This is a genomic window from Silvibacterium dinghuense (assembly GCF_004123295.1).
Classification (GTDB): Bacteria; Acidobacteriota; Terriglobia; order Terriglobales; family Acidobacteriaceae; genus Silvibacterium; species Silvibacterium dinghuense.
Map to the genome: position 1 here is coordinate 134298 of NZ_SDMK01000002.1, position 22392 is coordinate 156689.

General features: G+C 54.3%; 14 protein-coding genes and 1 pseudogene. 4 read left to right on the forward strand and 11 right to left on the reverse strand.

Features of this window, described 5'->3' with window-relative positions; genetic code table 11:
* Nucleotides 1-39: 39 nt before the first annotated feature.
* A complete protein-coding gene (locus ESZ00_RS09850; RefSeq protein WP_444544609.1) occupies nucleotides 40-2220 on the reverse strand; it encodes an outer membrane beta-barrel protein in 2181 nt (726 codons plus the stop codon).
* A gap of 86 nt (nucleotides 2221-2306) precedes the next feature.
* Nucleotides 2307-2714: pseudogene (locus ESZ00_RS20550) on the reverse strand (outer membrane beta-barrel protein); the annotation flags it as partial.
* A gap of 226 nt (nucleotides 2715-2940) precedes the next feature.
* Here ESZ00_RS20550 and ESZ00_RS09855 point away from each other — a divergent pair.
* The 3 genes from ESZ00_RS09855 (at nucleotide 2941) to ESZ00_RS09865 (ending at nucleotide 9913) form a co-directional block, all read left to right on the forward strand.
* Nucleotides 2941-6609, forward strand: a complete 3669-nt coding sequence (locus tag ESZ00_RS09855) for a TonB-dependent receptor (protein WP_129208103.1) — start codon at nucleotides 2941-2943, stop codon at nucleotides 6607-6609.
* A 148-nt stretch (nucleotides 6610-6757) separates the two neighbouring features.
* Complete coding sequence (locus tag ESZ00_RS09860) at nucleotides 6758-7438, forward strand: carbohydrate-binding family 9-like protein (protein WP_229741171.1); 681 nt, start codon at nucleotides 6758-6760, stop codon at nucleotides 7436-7438.
* Nucleotides 7439-7858: 420 nt separating this feature from the next.
* A complete protein-coding gene (locus tag ESZ00_RS09865; RefSeq protein ID WP_164981449.1) occupies nucleotides 7859-9913 on the forward strand; it encodes a TonB-dependent receptor plug domain-containing protein in 2055 nt (684 codons plus the stop codon).
* A 71-nt stretch (nucleotides 9914-9984) separates the two neighbouring features.
* Here ESZ00_RS09865 and ESZ00_RS09870 read toward each other — a convergent pair whose 3' ends face one another.
* On the reverse strand, nucleotides 9985-11001 hold the full coding sequence (locus ESZ00_RS09870; RefSeq protein WP_129208105.1) for a glycosyltransferase family 4 protein: 1017 nt from the start codon (nucleotides 10999-11001) through the stop codon (nucleotides 9985-9987).
* A gap of 336 nt (nucleotides 11002-11337) precedes the next feature.
* Between ESZ00_RS09870 and ESZ00_RS09875 the strand changes: the two genes are divergently transcribed.
* On the forward strand, nucleotides 11338-11709 hold the full coding sequence (locus ESZ00_RS09875) for a hypothetical protein (RefSeq protein WP_129208106.1): 372 nt from the start codon (nucleotides 11338-11340) through the stop codon (nucleotides 11707-11709).
* 401 nt (nucleotides 11710-12110) lie between these two features.
* Here ESZ00_RS09875 and ESZ00_RS09880 read toward each other — a convergent pair whose 3' ends face one another.
* The 8 genes from ESZ00_RS09880 to ESZ00_RS09915 form a co-directional block, all read right to left on the reverse strand.
* Nucleotides 12111-13118, reverse strand: coding sequence for a polysaccharide biosynthesis/export family protein (locus tag ESZ00_RS09880; RefSeq protein WP_129208107.1), 1008 nt, complete (start codon nucleotides 13116-13118; stop codon nucleotides 12111-12113).
* Nucleotides 13063-15249 carry a GumC family protein gene (locus tag ESZ00_RS09885; RefSeq protein WP_129208108.1) on the reverse strand — a complete coding sequence of 729 codons (2187 nt, stop codon included), beginning with the start codon at nucleotides 15247-15249 and terminating at the stop codon, nucleotides 13063-13065. Before ESZ00_RS09885 ends, ESZ00_RS09880 begins: the two co-directional genes overlap by 56 nt.
* Nucleotides 15250-15333: 84 nt before the next feature.
* Nucleotides 15334-16482 carry a glycosyltransferase gene (locus ESZ00_RS09890; RefSeq protein ID WP_204520193.1) on the reverse strand — a complete coding sequence of 383 codons (1149 nt, stop codon included), beginning with the start codon at nucleotides 16480-16482 and terminating at the stop codon, nucleotides 15334-15336.
* Nucleotides 16479-17615, reverse strand: a complete 1137-nt coding sequence (locus ESZ00_RS09895) for a glycosyltransferase family 4 protein (protein ID WP_204520194.1) — start codon at nucleotides 17613-17615, stop codon at nucleotides 16479-16481. The genes ESZ00_RS09890 and ESZ00_RS09895 overlap by 4 nt, the downstream gene beginning before the upstream one ends.
* 228 nt (nucleotides 17616-17843) lie before the next feature.
* Complete coding sequence (locus ESZ00_RS09900) at nucleotides 17844-18959, reverse strand: glycosyltransferase family 4 protein (protein WP_129208110.1); 1116 nt, start codon at nucleotides 18957-18959, stop codon at nucleotides 17844-17846.
* 5 nt (nucleotides 18960-18964) lie between these two features.
* On the reverse strand, nucleotides 18965-19906 hold the full coding sequence (locus tag ESZ00_RS09905) for a glycosyltransferase family 2 protein (RefSeq protein WP_129208111.1): 942 nt from the start codon (nucleotides 19904-19906) through the stop codon (nucleotides 18965-18967).
* A gap of 69 nt (nucleotides 19907-19975) precedes the next feature.
* The gene (locus ESZ00_RS09910; protein WP_129208112.1) at nucleotides 19976-21184 is read right to left on the reverse strand and encodes a glycosyltransferase family 4 protein; all 1209 of its coding nucleotides are present in this window, start codon (nucleotides 21182-21184) and stop codon (nucleotides 19976-19978) included.
* Nucleotides 21181-22350 carry an acyltransferase family protein gene (locus tag ESZ00_RS09915; protein ID WP_129208113.1) on the reverse strand — a complete coding sequence of 390 codons (1170 nt, stop codon included), beginning with the start codon at nucleotides 22348-22350 and terminating at the stop codon, nucleotides 21181-21183. Before ESZ00_RS09915 ends, ESZ00_RS09910 begins: the two co-directional genes overlap by 4 nt.
* Between the last annotated feature and the right edge of the window lie 42 nt (nucleotides 22351-22392).

Genomic DNA, 22392 nt, shown 5'->3' on the forward strand with positions numbered 1-22392 from the left:
GCCTCTGTCTTTGATTGGCCTTCTTTCGAAGGGCCGGGGTTAGAAGGTGTAGTGGAGAGAAAACTGCAGATGGCGCTCCGTGGAGCGAATGGAGCCGAGCTGCGCGATTTCACCAAAGGTGGCGTCGCTGACACCGGTGTCGGGATTGCCGTAGCTGACCAGGTTGAATGCATTGAAGGCATCGAAACGGAAGCCAATGACCTGTTCCTTATAGGTCTGGAAATCCTTAAAGGCAGAGAGGTCGACATTCTTGTAGTCGGGGCCGCGGAGAGAACCATTGCGCGCCGTACCGAAGAGTGTTCCGCCGGAGCCGTTGGAGGCCGGCAGTCCGAATGCGCATGTGCCGTCGTCAACGCCAGAGGGACAGATGTCGGTGGCGGAAGCATCGGTGCCGAACCAATGATCCATGCTGCGATGAACGACCTTGATACGGCGATATTGATTGGGGCGAGAGTTACCGTAGCTGTTGGAGTTGTTTCCTGGGCCGGTTGCGGTTTCGGGGAAGCCGGACCAGAAGACTCCGGCTGCGGAGATCTTCCAGCCGCCGAAGGCTTCCTCTACCAGCCGGTTGGCGTTTGAGAGATATTCGTGTCCGCGGCCGATGGGCAGGGCATAAACAGGCACGAACGAGAGGTTGTGAGTGGCGTCGTAACCGGCAGGGCCGTAATCCGCGCCGCTGTCGTAGTAGTTCTGGAAGGCGCCGCTGTAGCCGTTGACGTTGAGTGCATAGTTGCCAAGGCTGTTGGTCATGGCCTTGCTGTAGGTGTAGTTAAGCTGAAATTCGAGTCCATGGTTCAGGCGCTGGCGCAGGGTGGACTGCAGCGCGTTGGAGTTCATCATGGCACGAGACTCAGTGATAAGCAGGGAGTTCGAACCGATCGAGGTGGAGGGATCAACGGCATTCACACCAAGATATTCGTTGTTATAGAACGGGGCCGAGGAGGGAACACCGTTGACCAGATACTGGTTGACGTTGCCGTAGTCCTCGATGTGCTGTCCTTGCTCACCGATATAGCCGATCTGCAGAGAGAGCGTGTGGGTGAGAGCATACTCCGTGGTGAGGTTCCACTCCTGGATATAAGCGGGCTGAATGTCCTGCGGATAGACATTGAAGGTGCCGCCATACTGGGTGGTGCCACCGCTGAAACCCTCTTCCGCAGTACGCGGGTCTCCGCCATTGTCTACGGTAGGCGTGACCACGGTGACGCTGATGGCCTGGATGAAAGGAGTAATCGAGGTGAGTCGCTGGTTGGAAGAGTTGCCTTCGAAGAAGCTGGTCGCGCCGTATCCTCCGCGGACGACAAAGCGGTCCGTGGCCTGATAGGCAAAGCCCAGGCGCGGCATGAATTGGTGATAGTTGGGCGCATAGCAGCCGGCATATTTGCAGATACCTGAACCGACAGGCGCACCGACAGGTACGTGGCCTTCATACTGCACCTGCCCGGTTGTCAAATCGATGTTTCCAGTTTTGTCATTCTGTTCGACCCAGGGCTGGTCATATTCGTAACGCAGTCCAAGGTTGAGAGTAAGTTTTGGCGTGGCTTTCCAGTCGTCGGCAATATAGCCGGCCACACGCCACTGGCGCTGACCTACATTGACACTGCTGAGCGTGGCGCCGGCCGAACTGACGCGATCGAGGACAAAATCCGCTGGGCCGAATCCGCCTGCGCTGGCAGCATTGATCGATGGGTTGCTGGTGAAAAGGCCGCCATAGCCAAGGGAGCCAAGGTAACCGGAGTTGTTGGCTGTGGGGTAGTTGTTCTGGTAGCGCATGGCCTGGATGCCGGCAACGATCGTATGCGTGCCGCGCTGCCATGTGAGGTCATCGATGTAGGAATAGGTGTTGTCGATCAGACCGCCGCCATAGGCCGGATTGCCGACACCGGAGACATAGCTGCCCATCGACTGGTAGGTGAACCCGGCGAAGGATTGGTTAGGAAAAGGGATGCCGATAATCTTGTCGCCGTTGTCCCCGAAGATGCCGGTCGTGTCGATGGGATAGTCCGTCGCCCAAACGGTGCGTGTGAAGCCGATGTGGGCAGAGTTGACGATTTCCGGCGAGAAGGTGTGAACCCAGTTGGTGCCGAAGAGCTTGGTGGGATAGTTATTGACGCCTGGGAAGCTGATGGCAAGGACGGAGGTGGTACCGTCATACGCCGTGGACATCGAGTAGAAGCCGGTGATCTTGTCCGTCGGCCGAGGTGTGTACTCGATTTTGATGTCGCCCTGGTTGTTCGCCTTACCTTATAGGTGCGCGTGGGGCCCTGGTAATTGTTCTTGAGCAAACCATCGGTGCCGACAGCGTTGGGCAGAGGATAGATGTTCGAGTTGGCGAAGAGGTACTTGGCTACCGGGTTGACGATAGAGATCTGGTTGTTCGCGTAGGGGACGAATTGATTCTGCGTGTTGTAGAGCTGAATGCCGTAGGTCTCGAGCACGTCGGAGAAATCGCCACTTCTTTCGGCTGCAGTAAAGACGCTGGCTGAGCCGGTGCCGCCCGCGTGATAGCGAGAACCGCGATAGTCGACGAAGAAGAAGAGCCGGTCACGCTTGATGGGGCCACCGAAAGTGCCGCCGAACTGATCCTGCGAAAAAGGATTGATGGGAATCTTTGGCGAGGCCTGGTTGTTGGTCCAGGAGTTGGCATTGAGGCGGTAATCCTGCACATAGCCATAAGCCGAGCCGTGGAACTGGTTGGTTCCGCTCTTCAGCACACTGATCTATAGCCGTCAGGAAGAACCGCCAGGATCTGGTTCGAGCCGGGGATTGCGTTGCAAAGAATCGAATGGTTCATGGAGCACTTCCTGCTTGCAATGTGAGCGCTTGCGTCACATCTGTACTCGAAATATCTAAAATCAATCAAATATTTGATTGAAATTTGCAAAACAGAGCACTAAAGTCACATTCATCAGGTATTCATACCTGACTTGTGGAGGCAGCATGTTTCAAACTTTTAAGGCTGGCGGTTGTCGTCCGCAGCGGGGGACAGCTTCGCGAGCCCTTCGCCTGGCGCTCTTTGCCACAGCTCTGCTGGGATCGGCAGCCATACCCTTCCATATGGGAATGGTGGCCTATGCGCAAAACGCGCAAGGAAGCATCCTTGGCCACGTGGTAGACAGCACGGGAGCAGTGATTCCCGGCGCCCAGGTGACCGTGACCAACCTGAGCACGAATGTAAAGGTAGTTCTTCCGACGAACGGTAACGGTGATTATGTGGTGCCGCAGCTGAACCCCGGCCCATACACGATCACGGTTGAGGCATCCGGCTTTAGCGCCGCATCGTCCACCCAGCTGACGCTGGAAGTGGACCAGAAGCTCCGTCAGGATTTCAAGCTGTCCGTCGGCTCGGCCGCATCCACGGTAACGGTCTCGGCAGATACACAGATGCTGCACACCGATGACACGACCATCGGTCAGGTGATGGATGACAAGCTGATCCAGGCTCTGCCCGTGAACGGTCGCGACTTTACCAACCTGATGCTCACCAATGTGGGTACGAATATTACCCCCGGTGGCTCGGGAACAGACTGGTCCTTCCATGGTCTGAACAATACCTATATGGAAGTGAGTGCGGATGGCGCGCAGGCGCAGACCACCAGCTACAGCGTCGACGGCATCTACGACGCGGACTTCTTCTTCAGCGTGCCGATCAATATTCCGAACGAGCTCTCCGTTCAGGAATTCAAGATGATGAACGGCATGTATGGTGCACAGTACGGTTCCGGCGTTTCACAGGTAAACGTGGCCATCAAGTCGGGCACGAACCAGCTGCACGGTGCCGCATACGAAGCACTGGAAGCGAATTGGCTGGAGCCGGATAACGCCTATCAGGCAGCCGAGAATGCAGCCACCGGCAGCACCTCTTCGACCAGTCCCGATTTCCATCAACACCAGTTCGGTGGCACGCTGAGCGGCCCTCTGGTAATCCCGCACGTCTATGACGGCCGGAACAAGACCTTCTGGTTTGGCAGCTATGACCAGGGTCTGTATACGAAAGTGAACAGCCCCTCGACGGACTTCGTGCCGACAGCTGCGGAGCTTTCGGGTGACTTCAGCGCTTATCCATTCCCGATCTACGATCCAGAAACGACAGTTACGAATACGGCTTACAACTCCAGCGCGGCACAGAGCCCGACGAACTCACCGGTCATTCGTAAACAATTTGCCAACAATCAGATTCCGGCAAACCGTATTGATGCAGTGTCGGCTGCGATCGCCAAGTATTTCGACGCGGAGAATATCTCAAGCTGCTCGGAGTCAAGCCATATTCTCAGTGGTTGCGATAACTACTCGGCAAACACAAAGACCACGAAAAATACGGGTGTGGGTACGGCGCGTATCGATCAGTACATTGGTGCTGACGATCACGTCTTCCTGACGGCCAATGTGGGCAATCTTTCGCAGACCTCAACCTCCATTCGCTTCGGTCAGGGCGGACAGGTGTATACGCGTCCAAAGCTTTTTGGCGGAACGTGGAATCACACCTTCAATTCGAACCTGATGAATCAGGCGACGCTGGGTTACAGCCGGGACCACTTCCTCAGCGGTACGAACACCGCGTATGGCGCGAACCTCTCAGAGGACGTAGGCCTGGCGAATACTGCCAGCAATCCGGCGACATACGACCTGCCGACGATGTCGGTCTTCAATTACCAGGGATTCGGTGGCGGCGAGCCGACCACGTATGCCGATAACATCTACCAGGGCGTGGATACGGTCACTTGGTTACACGGACGCCATACCTTCAACTTCGGTGTGGACTATCGTCGTGTTCAACTCTATGAGTTTGACAACTACGACGGCACCGGTTCGCTGACCTTCAACGGTGAGTTCACCTCCGCAGTTCCGGGCTACGCCGGCGATGCACTGGCTAGCAGTGGTGCCTACTCCTCAACCGCGGCGTACCAGGGCAACGCCCTGGCTGACATGCTGCTGGGGGACTGGAGCGGCGCATCGGGCCCTCCGCCGATCGCTACAGACGATTACATCCTCTGGGGCAACAACTGGAACCTGTTTTTCCAGGATGACTGGCGGGTCTCTGATCGTCTGACCCTCAATGCGGGTCTGCGCTGGGAGCGGCCAGCGGACTTTCATACGGCCCACAATGACGGCTATGCCTTCAGCCCCTCGAATGGCGGCCAGTTTGTCTGGGCCAACTGCTCCTTCACGGAGCCGATCCTTGCTGCTGGGGGCAACTCCAACTTTCTGCAGTGTGGCGCGAGCAGCACCCTGGTGCCGGTCGACAACAAGGACTTTGCTCCGCGTATCGGTTTCTCGTATCGCCCTGCAGGAGCAAAGGAGAAGCTGGTTGTGCGTGGCGGCTTTGGCATCTTCTACGGCACTTACAATCGCTACTACGACGGCTCGCAATACGATAAGGATGAGCTGTACAACGAAACTGCAGCAACCTATACTTCTCCCACCGGCACCGAGGAGTATCCCACCAATGCGAGCGGCCAATCGCTGGTAGTGAGCAAACTCTGGTCTGCGCCTCTCAATGCGGACAGCCTATTTGAGACCAACGGTTGGGAATTTCCCTTTAATCAGGTCAACTGGCCGAAGAATCATACCCCGTATGATGAGCAGTGGTCTTTCGATACCGAATATCAGCTGACCTCTTCGCTGATGCTCGATATCGGCTACGTCGGCGATCACGGTCTGCGTCAGCCCAGTCAAGACATCATCGGAGCAGCAGCACCCCCGAAGGTGGCTGGCGACTCCTGTAACAATCTGGTGGACGCTTCGCTCGCGACAGGCAGCAACGCCTATTGTGCCTCGGATTCAAACTTCCAGCCGATGGATGAGCGGACGCCGTACGCCAATATGCCGCCGTACCTCTACGCAAACATCAACGGTTTTCAGTCAACCTATAACGCACTGCAGGTGCAGCTCATCGAGCGGATGATTCACGGTCTTACTTACCACGTGAACTACACCTACTCGAAGACGATGGACCTGACCTCGGGCATCAACCTCGTCAATGGCGAACAGGCGCAGATTCAGAATCCGCAGCATCCGTACCAAGAGTACGGCCTGGCGGCTTCCGATGAAACCCATCGCCTAGTGGCTACCTATGCCTACGAGGTGCCAAAGGACCTCATTCACATCGCGCACATGAACTGGCTGTTTGCTGGCTGGACCACCAGCGGTATCTATCAGCTCTCGAGCGGTTTCCCCTTCTCTATTCTCGGCGGCGTCGGTTCGGACCAGATGGCGGAAGATTACACGGGCCGCTTCCTGGCCAACTCCACCTACGCAAAAAATGCGAGCTTCAAGAGCACGCTGGGTCAGGCGTTTAATACCTCGATGTACTCCACTCCCGAGCTGGGCCGCTATGGCAACACGAATAAGAGCCCGGAACGCACGCCCTACTTCACGAACTTCGACGCTAGCTTTGGCAAGACGACCCACATTGGTGAGCGTCAGGCTCTACTGATCCGCATCGAAGATTTCAACCTCGGCAGCACGTGGCACTCCAGCACCAGCCTGCTTTTCCCCGACTCGACCGTGACAGATACGAACTTTGGATCGCTCATCAACAAGACGTACGGAAATGTCTCGCTATGGAATCCCCACACATTGCAGCTGACCGCGCAGTACAGCTTCTAAGGCATTCTTGACGTTGTCTCCGCCCGTCCCGGTAGATTAGGGACGGGCGTTTCTTTTTCCGAGAGGAGCACTTTTCGTGGTGAAGTTATTTGCAGGCTTGTTGTGCGTTCTGCTTGTTATTTTTTTACCGATGAAAGGGATGGCGCAGATGCCGCTTTCTTATGAGTGCCTGCGCGCTTCATCTCCGATTCATATCGACGGCAAGCTGGATGATCCGGCTTGGCAAAAGGCTCCATGGACGACGGACTTCGTGGATATCGAAGGAGATAAACAGCCTCGGCCAAAATATCGAACCCGGGTAAAGATGCTGTGGGACGATCAGTATCTGTACATCGCAGCCGAACTGGAAGAGCCGAATGTGAAGGCCACTCTGACAAAGCACGATTCAGTGATCTTTCGCGACAACGACTTCGAAGTCTTCGTAAAGCCATTGCCGGCAACGGAGAGCTACTACGAATTTGAGATAAACGCGCTGAACACGGGCTGGGATCTCTTCCTGTCAAAGCCTTACAGCGAGGGTGGAAGCGCGGATAACAGCTGGGATATCGCAGGTCTGAAGACCGGCGTAGCGGTGCAGGGAACGCTCAATGATTCCCATGATGAAGATCATGGCTGGACTGTAGAGATTGCGTATCCTCTCAACGCGTTTGCCTCGCGGCAAGCGGTCCCGCATCCGAACTCCGGAACGGTATGGCGGATCAACTTCAGCCGCGTGGAGTGGACAGCTGAAAATCCCAGGGAAGACAACTGGGTCTGGTCGCCGCAAGGAGTCATCAATATGCACGTGCCTGAGCGTTGGGGTTACCTGCACTTCTCGGAAAGAAAATAGTACTGGACGGGTGCTTTGTCGCGGAGCAATGCGATACAGCACCTTTTGTATTGATCGGTAGGATGCATTCTCAATCACCACGAATACCGCTGTGCAAATAGAAGCTCTGCATAGCTGAATCGTCCATAAACCATGCAGCAGCTGCTATTTCAAAAATTAGATTTTCATAACCTCATGCCCTCTGGTTTAGCCACCGTATTGCTGCGGTAAGGCTAAGGCCTGCAGGAGGGTCCCATGAGGGCATATTGCATAGTGTTGTTGTTCCTTCTCCTGCCGTGCTATGCCCCGCGCTTGAAGTGTCAAAATGCGGGGAGTCAGGTATCCGATCCGGATACTCACACGGATGTTTCCGATACCTCGACTCGTAGACATCCGGAGACACTCGCATCTGCCGCGCCATTACCCCAGGCGGTGCAGCCTGTGAGATTTCAGAGTAGTGTCGTCGTCAGCGGCTATGAAGACAGCAGTGCGAAGCCCGGCGGTGCCACAACGCAGTACCATGCGACATCGAAAGAGATAGAGTCTTCTGCCGGCACGTATGGTGATCTTTCACGATACCTGCAGCTCTTTCCAGGCGTGGTCTTCAACAGCGACGAGAGCGACGACGTTCTTGTCAGAGGAGGAAATCCGATCGAAAACCTCTATCTGCTGGATGGTATAGAGGTGCCGAATATCAATCATATTGCGACCGATGCCACCACTGGAGGTCTGGTCTCAATGATAGATAGCTCAGCCATCAGCAATGTAGAGTTCTTAACCGGTGGGTACGACGCCAGTTATGAAGATAGGCTCTCTTCGGTTATTTCAATTCATTCACGAGAACTTTCTGGCCGGCAGCCATACGATGCAGTCGATGCCGGCTTCATTGGAGCTGGTTTTATCAGCGAGAGGCCTTTTCTCGACAATGGGTCAATTCTTGTGACTGCGCATCGTAGTTTGTTGAACCTGTTTACGAACAATATCGGTCTCAGTGGTGTCCCGATTTATACGAATGCTCTGAGTCGCGCAGAGTGGAACCCCACTGCAAACGATAGCCTATCGATCGATAGTCTTACCGGAATCGATTCGATCCGCATTACGCCGGATCGTGATGACCCCTTCGAGACGAATACCATTGACACGCAATATAGCGGCTGGCGTTTAACAAATGGTATTCGCTGGCGTCACATGTATTCGCGGGATGGTTTTGGAGTCTGGACTCTTAGCAATTCCGAACAGCGATTGAATATTGATCAGCAGGATCAGCTTTTTGATGACACGCTCTCCCCTGGAGCTAACCGTGATGATAACCCATTGGTTCCCGTGTACTCCGAGTCAACCCATGATGGCATGACGAATCTTCGCTATGATGGCTATCAGCGCCTTGCATCTGATTTGGCATTCGCATTTGGTGCATCCGGCCATTTGTATCGTATTGCCTACTCTGTGCAGCAGCCGTATGGTGAGCAGTCACCTCTCAGTACAGATCCGACACGTTCTGATGCGACATCGTTCTTTCCGCATTTCTGGACAGCTGAGACCGGTTACTACGGCCAGGTGACGAAGACGTTTCGGAGGTGGAGTCTTGATGCTGGAGGAAGATTTCAGCAATTTTCCTTCGGAGACCACCTGACATTTACCCCTCGAGTCGGTCTCTCCTATCAGGCGAGTGAGAGACTCGCATTCCATGCGGGTGGCGCGGAGTATCAGCAGCTTCCGCCTTTTTTGGAGCTAACCTCATATTCGCAAAACAGAGCTCTCAAGCCGATAAAGGCGTCCCATTTCACTGCGGGCGCGCGATGGAATCCTGTACGCGGCATGGGGGTAAACCTTGAACTCTATCAAAAGGAATACACAGCCTATCCTGTATCAACCGAGTATCCATCCCTTTCACTCGCTAACATGGTGGATACACTCGGACAGGAGTTTATCTGGATTCCTCTTGTGAGTATGGGTAAAGGATATGCGCAGGGGATAGAGCTCTCGACGGAGATGCGCTGGGCAGATCGTCTCGAATTACAAGCAAATGCGGCTATGGCCTTGGATAAGTTTGCAGGTCTGGATGGAATCTATCGGAGAGGGAACTTCGACTATCCATTTGTTCTGAATCTGGCGGGACAGACTGCTATCTCCAAGAGGTACGCTGCTTCCTGGAGATACGAGTACACGGCGGGTAGACCATACACTCCATTTGCTGAAGCGGCATCCGTTCAGCAAAATAGGCCGGTATACGATTTGAATCGAATGAATGCATTGCGTGGGCCGTTTTACAGCCGCCTTGATTTCAAAGCCAGCCGCATGTTCCTGTTCGGATCAAGACGTCTCAGTTTATATGGCGGACTTGAGAATGCCATGGATCGAAATAACTTCCTGGGCATTGCCTGGACACCTCGTCGCGGAGATGTAGGCTTGTGCCAGAAGTCAATAACCTACTGCATTTCTGACCAGGATCAGATGGGAATCTTCCCGGATCTCGGAGCCATGTTTGTGTTCTAGTCATTCTGGAAGTGAATGGCTGGGGATGAGATCGAAATTGAGCGTTGGGTAACAAGAGAGAATCTAAAGCGCTATTTCCTAAGAAGCTGTTCAAAGAGTGCGAGATAGCGAGCAGCGACTGCAGAGGATTGGAACCGTTCAAGATGTGCTGGTCCGGCGTCAACAAGACGTTTACGCTTCGCATCGTTTGTTAACAGTGTTTCGAGATGTGCAGCCATTACTTTGGCGTCGCGATTAGGAAAATACAATCCAGCTGGACCACCTGCTTCTGGGAGACCGCCTTGATTAGACGCTACGATCGCGCATCCTGAAGCAATGCCTTCCAGTGCAACAATGCCAAACGGCTCAGCCCATACAGAAGGAATGGCCATGATGCGGTGCTGAGCGACAAGCTCGCCGCGCCCTTCGCGTACTGCGCCTTTAAATTCCACCTGAGAGCCTAACTCGAACTGTTCGACGAGTGCTCGCAATTTCGGCATCTCTGGTCCATCGCCGATAATGGTGACTGAAGGAGTGAAGCCTCGCGTCTTTAACTCGGCCAGTGCTACCAGTAATACATCACATCCTTTATCGGAAACCAGGCGCCCCATGAAGACGATGTCTCGATTCTTGGGGCGTTCGCGCAGAGGCGCAAACTCAGCGAACTCAAAGGGATTGCCAATTACCTCAGACTTTACCGGTAGGGAATCGGCGATGGATTGGCTGATCGCGATGTTATGGCAGAAGCGAGACGCCAGGCGCTTGAGATGGTTTTCTGTTCCCAGAGTGCCATCATTGCGACGCATCCAGCTTTGATGCGTTACCAGCATGGGCTTGCGAGTTAACAGCAAAGGCATCAGTGTACGTAACGAAATCATGTTCTGCATCAGCACATCAGAATGCTTCGCAAGATGAGAAAGTGCCCTCCCCGAAGGATTACGAACGATCTCATAGGCAACCTGCATTTCGCTCGCAGAAGGACCGGAAGTACTTGTAACAATAGTCACAACATGACCTGCGCGGGTGAATTCTTCGGCAAGGATCTTCGAAACTGTTTCTACGCCTCCGATGCTTGGAGCGAACCAGTGAGAGCAGAGCAAAATGCGCAAGAGATCGCCTTTTCGAGAGAGCGGACTGATGCAGTCCGGTAAAGAAAAGCCAAATTTAGCAGAGCGCAAGATGTGCGCTATGAAGGATTGTGATCCCCAATGATTCGAACGGTGAAAGGGAAAGCTTAGCCGCGAACGGGATTGCAATTTGCAGTCCCGTTCGCGGCATTCTTTAGTTCTTTCTAGCCATGCTGCTTTTCAAACCGCAGACCATTGCAGAAGAGGCTTGCCTATTGTTCTTTTCCAAGTAGGCGGCTTCGCAAGGAGTCCTCTTCGTCAACCTTGTCGAATTTATGAAGGTGTGAGCCAGGTTGCTCTGGAAGATGGCCATATCCTTTGTTACTGGTCGCTGTCTGGCCATACGCACTACGCATTCCGGGCTTTATAAGCTTCCGAAGGCTTGTAATTTCACTGGCGGAGATTCCACTATATGCGGTAGAAGAGCTTCCCGATGTCATGCCTTTGGCCGATAGAGCGTGGTGCGAAAAAGAGAGTCCGTTGGTTGCGCTACCCATCGTTGCCGCAGAGCCAAAGCCGGAACTGAAAGGGCTTGTCCCCAGACTGTGCTCATTCATAGAAGAAGAAAGCAGGCTTCGGCGGGAAGCACCAAAAGACATCGCAGCGGCAGGCCTGGTAGAACTTGCTGAGATTGTCGAATTGCTGAAGGCTGAATTGGATGACGATGCCAAGCCCACAGTGGAAGGATAGAGTGCGACAGCTTTTTTTTCTGTAGAGCCACTTGCACTCATGGCCGATTGACCGAAGGTGGTTGTGGAAGCAGTCCTCGCCGCGTAGAGCATAGCAAGTCTTTGCTGTGCGGCAGGGGATAGCTGAGCCATACTGCTGGCGAGCGAAGGGTTACTCCGCAAAGTCGATGCGATACCCCCTCCTCCACTGCTGCTGCCTGGAGCTAATCCGGTCGAGGTGACCGGATTAGCCGCGATGCTAGGGCTGTTGATGCCGGCATATGCCCCATTTGCGGAAAGATTGGCTGCAGCCTGAGCATGGGCTGCAGCCGAAAAGAGCAAGACTCCGAGAGACGTTGCTGCTGCAATAGTTTGTAAGGCGCTATGGTGAAGGACCATTCGTTTTCCTTTCAAAGAGGCAGCCTAATCAATCAAGGAATATGCAATGGCGCTTGATATTGCACTACTGACACCCGGCATGGCCGTAAAGCCGAAGTCCTTCCAGCCGCTGCGCGGCAGGACCAGAACATCTCCAGCCTGCATAGCAAGATTCGGTGCCTCATTATGCATAACTTTATTCAGGTTAAAAGAGATTGTTTTCGCAGTGCCATCAGGCATAGGCCGAATAATTGCTGCATGCTTCATGGCCGCTGTGCGATTCGGCCCTTGCGCTAACGAAACAAGATTCAGAATGGTGAGTTGAGTTCCACCCTGAATATAAAAGGCACCGGAATGGACAAAGTCTCCCACAACATAAACAAGCGGTGCCCGGTTAACCACAATCGTGTCACCGGGCAGTACAACCGTGGCCTTCTGCTCGGGAGAATAGTCCACCGTATTTACGTTGACGATGATTGGATGGGTTGCGTCGTCAGCATGCGTGATGGTGATGGTCGATCCTTCGCTGGCGGTCGTCCCCCCAGCAGCAGCCAGCGCGTCATACAGGGAACGCGGTCCCAGCAGGGTATAGATCCCAGGCATCTTTACTTCACCGAGAACAGTGACTCCCTCCGAGGAGTATTCGACAATGGAGACCGTCACTGTTGGATGCAGCATGAGGTTCGCATGTATGAGCTGATTCTGGATTGCCAGCGCCGCATCTCTGACGAGAAGTCCCTGGACTTTGACATCTCCGCCAATGGGCAGGGTGACGTTGCCGCGCTGATCTACGCGCAGCTTCCCTGACATCTCAGGTGTAGCAAAGATTTCTACGTCCAGTAGATCGCCGGAAGAGATCGGAATGTTCTTGAGTGGACCATGGTCTACCGGATTCTGCATCGATTGTGCACTGGCTATTGCAGCAGAGCCGGCCGGAGGCAAGGCCTGTCCAAACACCAATACAGGGCTAATGAAAAGAGCGGCAATCCCAAAGAGTCTAGTTGTAGTATGCATAGCCGTCCTTTCCGTAATATCCGGAATCTTCATTCGCATGGGAGATATCGTTGAGCAACACACCAGAAATGCGAGCGTGTGCACGCAGAAGGATAGCCTTCGTACGAGCTAGTGCCTTTAAAGGAGTTACGCCGGCACGTGCGACCAGCACCGTGGTATCTGCCCAGGTGGCCAGAGGTAAGCTATCACTGACCGTAAGAAGGGGAGCGGAATCCAGCAGCACAATGTCGTATTCCTTTTTCCACTCTTCCAGTTGCATGCGCAGCTTGGAGGATGCAAGTGTCTCAGAAGGGAACGCGACACTCTTGCCTGCGGGCAGGAAGTGGAGGTTCGGCAATTCTTCTATGGGTTGCGCTATATCTTTGGAGGTTCCGCGATCAATGAGCAGGTCGCTAATGCCAATTGTGTTCGAGACGCCAAAAATCTTATGCAAGGTTGGGCGGCGTAAATCTGCATCGATGATCAGCACCTTGGCCCCATTCTGCGCCAGAACTACGGCATAATTCGCGCTCGTGGAACTCTTGCCTTCGCCGGGGAGTGAACTGGTAACCAGCATGAGTCTCGGTGGCATATCGATCGAACTGAGCAAGACAGAATTGCGCAGTGTTCTGTAAGACTCTGCTGCGCGGGAACGCGGCTCTCGCAGTGTGATGAGTCGCACGCCATGGCCCATTTTTGTTGCTGTTCCATCCGCGGCCTTATTCTCCCAATCCATGTGAGGCACCGTGGCCAGATTGGCAAGGCCTACATTGCTTTCGACCTGAGAGATCGATTGGATTTCACCGCCCATGGATTCTCTTAAGAGAGCGGCGCCGATACCGGCTACACATCCCAGGATCAACCCTGATGCGAGGATGAGCGCCTTCTTCGGCTCAACTGGAAACCTCTGCAGTCGGGCACGATCGACAATCATCGTATTGATCGAATCGAGGCCGGCATTTACGCTCGCCTGCTGAATCTTGTACTGCAGCGTGTCGTAAAGATCGCGGCTTGCGGCTCCTTCCGCTGCCAGCACGGCATAGTCAGCTTGTTTGCGGTTCAATGCATAGGCCTGGGAGACAGCATCCTGATATTCCTGATGCATCAGGCTCTCTGCCTGTCTTGAAGCATCAAGGTCTTGCTTCAGGTGAGCCGTTATGTTACCTACGTTCTTCCGGATCTGATCACGGACACTTGCTAACTGCTCGCGCGTCTCGACCAGGGGAGGATAGCTGGAGCCGAATTTTGTTGCGAGTTGTGCTTCCTGCGCATAGAGACTAGCTTCTGTGGTTTGTAGCGATTGCAAATTCTGGTCTGGCATAAGGGCAGCCAGAACAGCAGGGTCGCCAGTTTCAGCGGCACGGTATTGGGCTTCCTTGACAATGCGATCGCCCTCTGCCTGTGTCAACTGCTCATTGATCAGTTTCAGGCGGTCGATCACGGTGTTATCCGTGGGATCTGTACCAACCAGATTGTTATCTTCCTGGAATTTAGCCAGCTTTTGCTGCGCGTCGGCGGCGTGCTTCTGCAGATCATCCATCTGGGCAGAAAGCCAGTCGCGGACCTGCGCTACAGAGCCATAGCGGCTATTAAAGCTTTGCCGAAGGTATGCGTCTACCACGTGATTGAGCAACAGCGCAGCCATCTGCGGGTTTTGATCACGGAAAGAGACATCGACAAGCTGAGTCCCTTCTTCCTGTTTTGCCTTGAGGGCTAATTGGAACTTATCGAGGACATCTTCCTGCTGAGGAGTCAAATTGATGGGCCGATGTTGATCGTCCTCGAGGCGAAAGACCATCTGGCTGCGGGAGAAGCCGGCATAGTTTTGAAATTGCTCAGGTGTCAGCATCTCCAAAGCCGACAGGGCAACCTGAGCACTGCCCAAAATCCCAATTTCTGTAGGGACCTCGTCGCTATTTGCTCCCAGTAAGGCGTCGGTGAGCCCAAGTGTGCCTGAGCGATTCGGATCGATGCGTACTATTCCGTCTGCTTCATATACAGGTTTTGTGACGGTAATGTAAATCAGTGCAATGGCACCGCAGAGTACGGTCGAGGCCAAAATAAACCACTTGCCTTTAAGGATCGCGCGGAAGATCTCTCGAAAAGAGATGCCTTCGGAGTCACCGACTCCCGGACTCGAAAAAGCCGCAGGTTGAGCTTGCAAGGGGGATGCAGCAGCAGGTTGGTTCATAGGTTACCTTTTATTCTAAATGAATTGACATTAGGTGTAAGCAGCTTCTGCAGGTAGCGATAACTTTTAAAGAGTGAGCGCGGCTTACTGGCTTGCGCCCAATTGATGGATAGCTTGATCAATTCCGTGAATCATTCCCTGGATGGAGAATTCTCGTTCGGCGCTTAACCGGCCGTTAGTTGCTAGCCTTACACGCAGTTCAGAATGATTTTGCAGTTGCATAAGGGCAGTAGCCAGTGCGGCTGAATCGCCAGGTGAGACAAGCAGTCCATTCTCTTTATCACGGACAATCTCCAGAGCTCCTCCCGCCCGGGTCGCAATCACGGGACGTTTGGCCAGCATTCCCTCCACGATTACGCGGCCAAAGGGTTCTGGCGCTGTTGCGGTATGGGCGACGACATCGACTGCGCGCATGAGCTCCGGGATGTCGCGTCGAAATCCGAGGAAGTGCACGCGGTCCTCTATGCCATGCTGTTGAGCCTGAATGCGCAGTGACTCGGCATAATCTTTCTCTCCGAAAAGTGCATCCCCTACGATTGCAACGTGCAGAGTTGGGATCGAGGTTATTGCATCCAGAAGAATATGCTGGCCCTTCCATGGAGAGAGTCGTCCGAAGGCCCCTGCCACGAAACGCCCCTCCCAGCCGAGCTTCTTCCGAATCTCCAGCACCTGCTCATCGCTGATCGAATCAAACGGTGCTGGGCTGATTCCGTTGTAGATCACTGTGGCTTTGTCGCGTCGCCCACCGGAGGCAACAAGCGACTCCAGAGTAGCTTCTGAGTTCGCAACAATCAGGTCTGCTGCGTGATTGCCGGTAAATACAGCAACCTTGCGCAAAAGCTTGCTGAAATGCTCGGCACTCAGCATGTCTCGTAGATGCCACAACAGCGGCTGCCGTGATTGTTTCGCCAGCGCGCTTACGATGAAGGCCTTTTGCGAATTGGCATAAATGACATCGAAGTCACGTGCAATATGAGCAAGCTTGTTGCGCAGCTGCAAGAAGGAGGGAATGGCTGAGAGCAGAGCGCCCATGGCCGCTTCTCGCCGTACCTCGCCAGCGCCTCCGGCAGATAAAAGGTGAACACGTACAGGTATTTCTTCGAGCAATTTGCGAAATGGCCCATCGGTAAACAGCACAACTTCGGCGGTGTGTCCTGTACCGCGGATGAGATCCAGCAGGCTCAGTTCACCGCCGCCAAGCTGGCCGGTCTGGTCGACAAATAAGACCTTCAAACCAATGCCTCCTCATAAACGGCTCGAGTTTTTGCTGCGATAACCGGCCAGTCAAAGTTTTTCACTGCATAGGCACGGCAGGCATCGCTGGAAGGCAGCTTTTCTGCGCCAGTGAGGAAGCTGGTAAGCGACTCCGCAATGGTGTTGGTGCTCGCATCTGCGAGCACGCAGCGCGGGTCGAAGGGCCGGATCACCTCGGGAAGCCCGCCCACGGGGGAAACTAGCACGGGCGTGCCGCAAGCAAGGGATTCGAGAGTGATCATGCCGAAGCCTTCCAGAGCCTGAGTAGGCACAATGGAAAGATCAGCGGCACGATAGGCCGTAGGGAGATCGGCGTCCTCTACGCGTCCCAGCTGGCGGATATGATTCTCCAGCCCAGCCGATGTGATACGTTCACGTAACTCGCCCATGATGGGTCCGGAACCAGCCAGCATGATCATGATTTCCGGCACGTGCTTGCGGACCTGCAGCGTGGCGTCAATCAGGTTCTCAAGCCCCATGCGGCGAACCTGGCGTCGCACAGCCAGCACGGTTGGCCGATCGATTGGCCAGCCCAGGCGTTCGCGAGTTTCTGCACGTGTCAACCGATCATGGAAGCGGTCTGAATCGATTCCTCCGGGGACAAGGCGCACGAGATTTTCCGGAACCCGATAACGGCGTACTAACTCATGTGCGAAGGCTTCCGAGAGCACAATCAGACGCCGTCCGCGCTGGTAAACGGCGCGTTCCATGGCAGCCTGTACACGCGAACCGAGTGAAGACTGTCCTTCTACACCGGCTTCCGCTGCCCAGGGGCCATGAAAGTGAATCACCGTCGGCGTGCGCTTCAGTGCATCCACAATCGGCAGGGTATAGAGCGCGAAGTGAGAGGCTACGAGATCGAAGTGGCCGCTCTTGAGTTCATGAAGTCCTGCTTTCCGTGCTTCCCATAGTCTCTTTGGCAGAGGAGCTTTCGCCGGGGCAAAGCCGGTAACTACGCCTCCGGTTGAAGCGGCCACGCCTGGGCTCCCGGCTACAAGGCCGCGTACTTCCACATTGGCGCCAGGGAGATGACGGAGCAGCTCACTGTAAACGCGGTTGAGGCCGCCTTGTCGTTCTCCGAACCAGTCATTTCCAAGTTGCAGGGTGCGCAAAGATTCTCCGTTCGTCAGTGGCACTGCTGTTACTCCACTGCCGTTATGTATTGATTGGCCTAATACCCTGGGCAGGTCTTGTTGCGCAACCTTTTGATGTGCCGGCCAAAACGTTATGCGAGGTGACCTATTTCGTACGTTGCTGCAACTACAGCTATTAGCTGGCCACCATCACTACATGGAATGGCAGCAGAAATCTCTCCTTGGTAGATCCGAGGAACTGGACATTCATTGTGTGACAGCCGTATCGAGCAGCGAGTCTATTCGATCGGCGAAGCGATCCACAGAAAAGCTTCTGCCTCTCTCTCGTGCTTGTTTGCCTGTTTCTGCACGGAGAGCAGGATCGCGCAGAAGTCGAAGCATGATGTCCGCAAGCTCGGTTGAATCTCCTGGAGGAATCAAAAAGCCATCCTTGCCATGTCGAATGATCTCCGGGATTCCGCCGGTATTGCTGGCGATGACGGTACGGCCCATGCCCATGGCTTCCGCCACGGCCATGCCAAAGGGCTCCGTGCCGATGCAGGGATGCACGATCAAATCTGCACTGGCAAGCCAGAGAGGCACTTCGTCCGCGGGGCGTTGCCCGGCCAGAATGAGTCGATCTCCCAGATTCAGGCGGGCTGCCATGGTTTCGATCTCATGTGCATAATCCGGATCGCGCGGATGGGGTCCTCCCACGATAAAAAAGCTCGTTTCAGGTTCGAGTGCGGTCAGCTTCGCAATTGCTTCCAGAAATACATGCACGCCTTTCCAGCGTTCCCAGCGCGAGACCATGCCAACTAAGCTAGTATGAAGTCCAAGATTCAGCTTTTGTTTTGCCTCAGCAGTGGTAGACATCTCGATTGGGAATGTCACGCCTGGATGGCACACTACACTGCGCCGATGTGGGGGGAGACGATCCTGCGCTTGCTGTGAAGCTGCCGAGCAACAAAATACCGTATCTGCGCGCAGCCTTGAAGCGAGTTTATCTATGCACTGTCCTGATGAGATGCCATGCTGAAACCAGTACAGTCGCTGCGATGAAAATGCCAGTGCTGGCGCAACGTAAAGATGCGCTTTCGACATCCAGGAAAGGACGGCATCGAGTTTTTGAAAGCGAGCCCACCTGCGGATACGCCACTGGCTTCGTATAAGATTGAGCGCATCCGTAAGTCGCGTTGTTGCGATAACCTCGACCGAATAGTTTAGAGCTCGCACGCGCTCCACCATAGGCCCATCTTGCAGGAAAAGGCAGTGTAGCGTAAATCGTTTGCTGCCATGGGTAAGCAAATGCATCAGCAGATTTTCGGCACCACCTTGCTGGTGGCCCAGTGGCATCACGATTCCGATGCGCTTCTGCTCCATGAGGTTTAGCTTGTCCCCTTCCGGCGAAGTTCCGCACTACGTGCAATCGCGGCACGTCTGCCTTTGTGCGCAGCGGTCCATACTTGCATTGTGCGCTGATCGCGCCGTGCTATGGCTATTGCTCCGCGTAGCCAGCCGGGATGCCCATTGGTTCCTAATATAGATTCCCACAACATTGCCATGCTCCGCCGCGGTCCTGCTTTCAGATGATGCTGCAATATCCACCATCGATTGAACGAAACATTTTCGACTGCTTCGAGGTTGAGAACACCTCGGATATCATTATCGAAGCGCTGAGAAGGATAATGGTTTACCTGTACTGCGGGATCATAAAGAAGACGCCACCCTCGGGAAGCCACGGCCAGGCTAAAGGCCATATCGTTGCCGACCTGTGCTCCCGCGCCGCGCAGGTCAGTGTCGAAGCGTAGACCGCGGATTGCTGACATCCGATAGCTCATATTGGCGCCCTTCAGGATATCGACATACGTCATTGCTGGTGCGATGAGATGATGATTGCCGACTACGCGGCCCCATGGCTGCACACGGCCAGTTACTTTACAGTGACCGGTGAGCAGACCTTCCGTAGCATAGACTATATCTCGCCCACCGATACCTCCGATCATCGGATCACGAATAAAATGCTCTTCGACACGCCGGCACCAGTCATTGTGTGGGATGGCGTCGTCGTCTGTGATCATCACGATCTCGCCGGTGACAGCACTCAGACCCGCATTGAGTGCTGTCACCTGGCCGCCAAGACGCACTTCGACAACACGTAAATATGGCTTGTTCTGCCAACGCGCGAGCACCTCGCGGCTTTCCTCATCTATATCGCGTATGACCACGATGACTTCATCGGGTCTGCGCTGCTGGCTGTCGAGGCCTTGCAGGCAGCGTTCGAAATCTACGGGGCGCCGATAGGTCGGGACCAGAACACTCAGCCGCACGTCTTTTGCATGACCTCCTCAGTTTTCTTTTATAGCCGTCGGCCGTAGTTATCTTCGCCGGGACGCATCTTAAATGTTGGACGAGGTGGCGGATGTCTTTGGCCGGAGCCGCTCATAGGTCCTGAGATAGGCCGCAACGGTTTCTGACCAATTTACTGTCAGAGCTCGTTCACGTGAGGCTTGGCTCATGAAAGCTCGACGCTCCGGCGACGCCAGCAGGCTATTCAGGATCGCAGCTAGAGCCTCATGATCATCGGGATTGTCCAGTACAGCGAAGGTTTCGCCGAAGCTCTTCACCGATCCGACATTTCTCGAAATGACGATGGGGAGAGCGCTGGCCATTGCCTCGAGCACCACGAGAGGATGTGCCTCGTAGCGCGAGGGAAAGCAGAAGAGATCTACTGAACGCATGAGGGCAGGGGTACGCGATGTCTTACCTAAAAAGTGTACGCGATCTGCGATGCCGAGTGAGCGGGCCTGTGCCGGAGCAGGGCTGCCGTTGACAGTACCTGCTACTGCCAGATGCACATCGGGTAGATTCTGTAGTGCACGCAGTATAGTGCCGAGGTTTTTGCGAGGTGTGCGGATGTCTCCGACGAAGAGCAGCATGGGGACGCCTTCCGGTAATCCGAAAGAGGCGCGCGCGGAAGCACCAGGTCGAAATTCGTCTGTATCCACGCCGTTGTATATCACTTCAATCTGGCTAGGGGGCACACCAAGAGCTGCAACATCCGCGGCTACAATTTCAGAAACCGCGATGATATGGCGTGCTGAACGGAAAGCGCCCTTCTCCCAGATTGAGTTCAGCTGTGAATATGTGCGCTGATATAGCTCGTAAGGCTTTAGCCAGTTACGGAAAGGATAGTATGGGCTTCTCATCCACGAAGTATGCACAAAGTGCGCAGCGACGATATCGCAGGGCTCCCAAGTAATGAAACCATTTGCCTGCACAAGATCGAATTCGGTGCGATGCTTACGCAGCCATGCCGCGCTGTCAGATGCAAAACCAAGATTCTTAGCTAATCTTGTTGGCCAGTTTTCACGGCCCACTTTTACTACAGTTGCGTTTGGATGAGAGGCGATTTCCTCCGCGCAGTGTGCCGTTACGAGAGTCAGTTTAACCCCGCTCTCTAATGCTGCACGAGCTACTTCATAGTTGACTCGGCCTTGTCCGTCATTTTTTTCGAAACGATTGGCCACAATCGCCAGCCGCAGCGGAGCAGCGGTACTGGCAAGGAAAACGGTTGCGTCGGTAACTGGGGTCGTCGGAGGAATCACGCAAAATGTCTCTTTAAGCGTAGTAGGGGTTCTTCAAAAAAGTGATAACTGGCTATAGAGATTGCCAAAATAACGCTCATGGCTATGAGCAGGAAGAGCATACCGCCTACAGCATCTGAGTGAACGAATCGCTGTATGGTATGAACTCGATGCGTGAGTGGTTCGAGCAGTAGACCCTGGTAGACATATAGCCCATAGCTGTATCGCCCGAAGAATCGAAGCCAGCGAGTGCCAAAGATGCGTGTTACCAATACATGGCCCTGCTGTGCCCAGTAAACAAGACAGGCGAAGAACAGACCTAGCGTGGTGTAGCCGACCGTGGAAATGAGTTGAGTGCGAAGGCCGCTAACATGGCCGCTGAGGAGAATCAGTACGCTCAGCAATCCGCAGAGAAGCGCTACAGGCTTGACCGGTAGATGCTGACCATTGGGGCCACGTACAAGCAATGCCACTGCAGCGCCAAAGATCAGGCTGTCGGCTCGAGTGGGGAGTAAGGCATACACATCCAGTTGTGTGCCGCCGTGCAGGATGATTGCGGTTCGCAATGCCAATGCGCCGACCATTACGGCAGCAGAAATCCATAGCAGCTTGCGGCGATCGCGAATAAACCACACCACAAATGGCCAGAGAAGATAAAACTGTTCTTCTACCGACAGGGACCAGAAATGATTCAGCACCATCGATGGTCCGGGACTTGCCAGCTTAGGGGCAAGGAGCGGAACCATGTTGTAGAGATAAAGAAAATACAATGCATGCCCGGGTCGCCAGTGCAGGTGTAGCACAGGGGTCAGCAAGAGAAAACCAAACAGCACGCCATAAAAAAGTGGGAAGATGCGCAGAGCGCGGCGCGCGTAGAAGTTTTTGATGCGGTCTTTCTTGTGTGCTGTGTCGTACAGAATGCCTGTAATCAGGAAGCCGGACAGTACAAAAAAAAGATCCACTCCCATCCAGCCGGCATGCACGATTGCCAGCCAGATACGAATGGGCAGATTTGTGGGTTTGTGATTTCCCCCACCAAAATGAAAGAGGAATACAGCCAGAATCGCCGTCCCGCGCAATCCATCGAGCGCAAAGTAGTGTATGTGCGGCTTTTCCGCCTTGATTCTCGGATGTACAGATGCGGGCACGTTCGGCTCGACCATTGCTGGTTGGGTCGTCGACATCATTTTTTCCTTAAACCTGAAGGATGGCGTCTGCCCAGCTTCGGC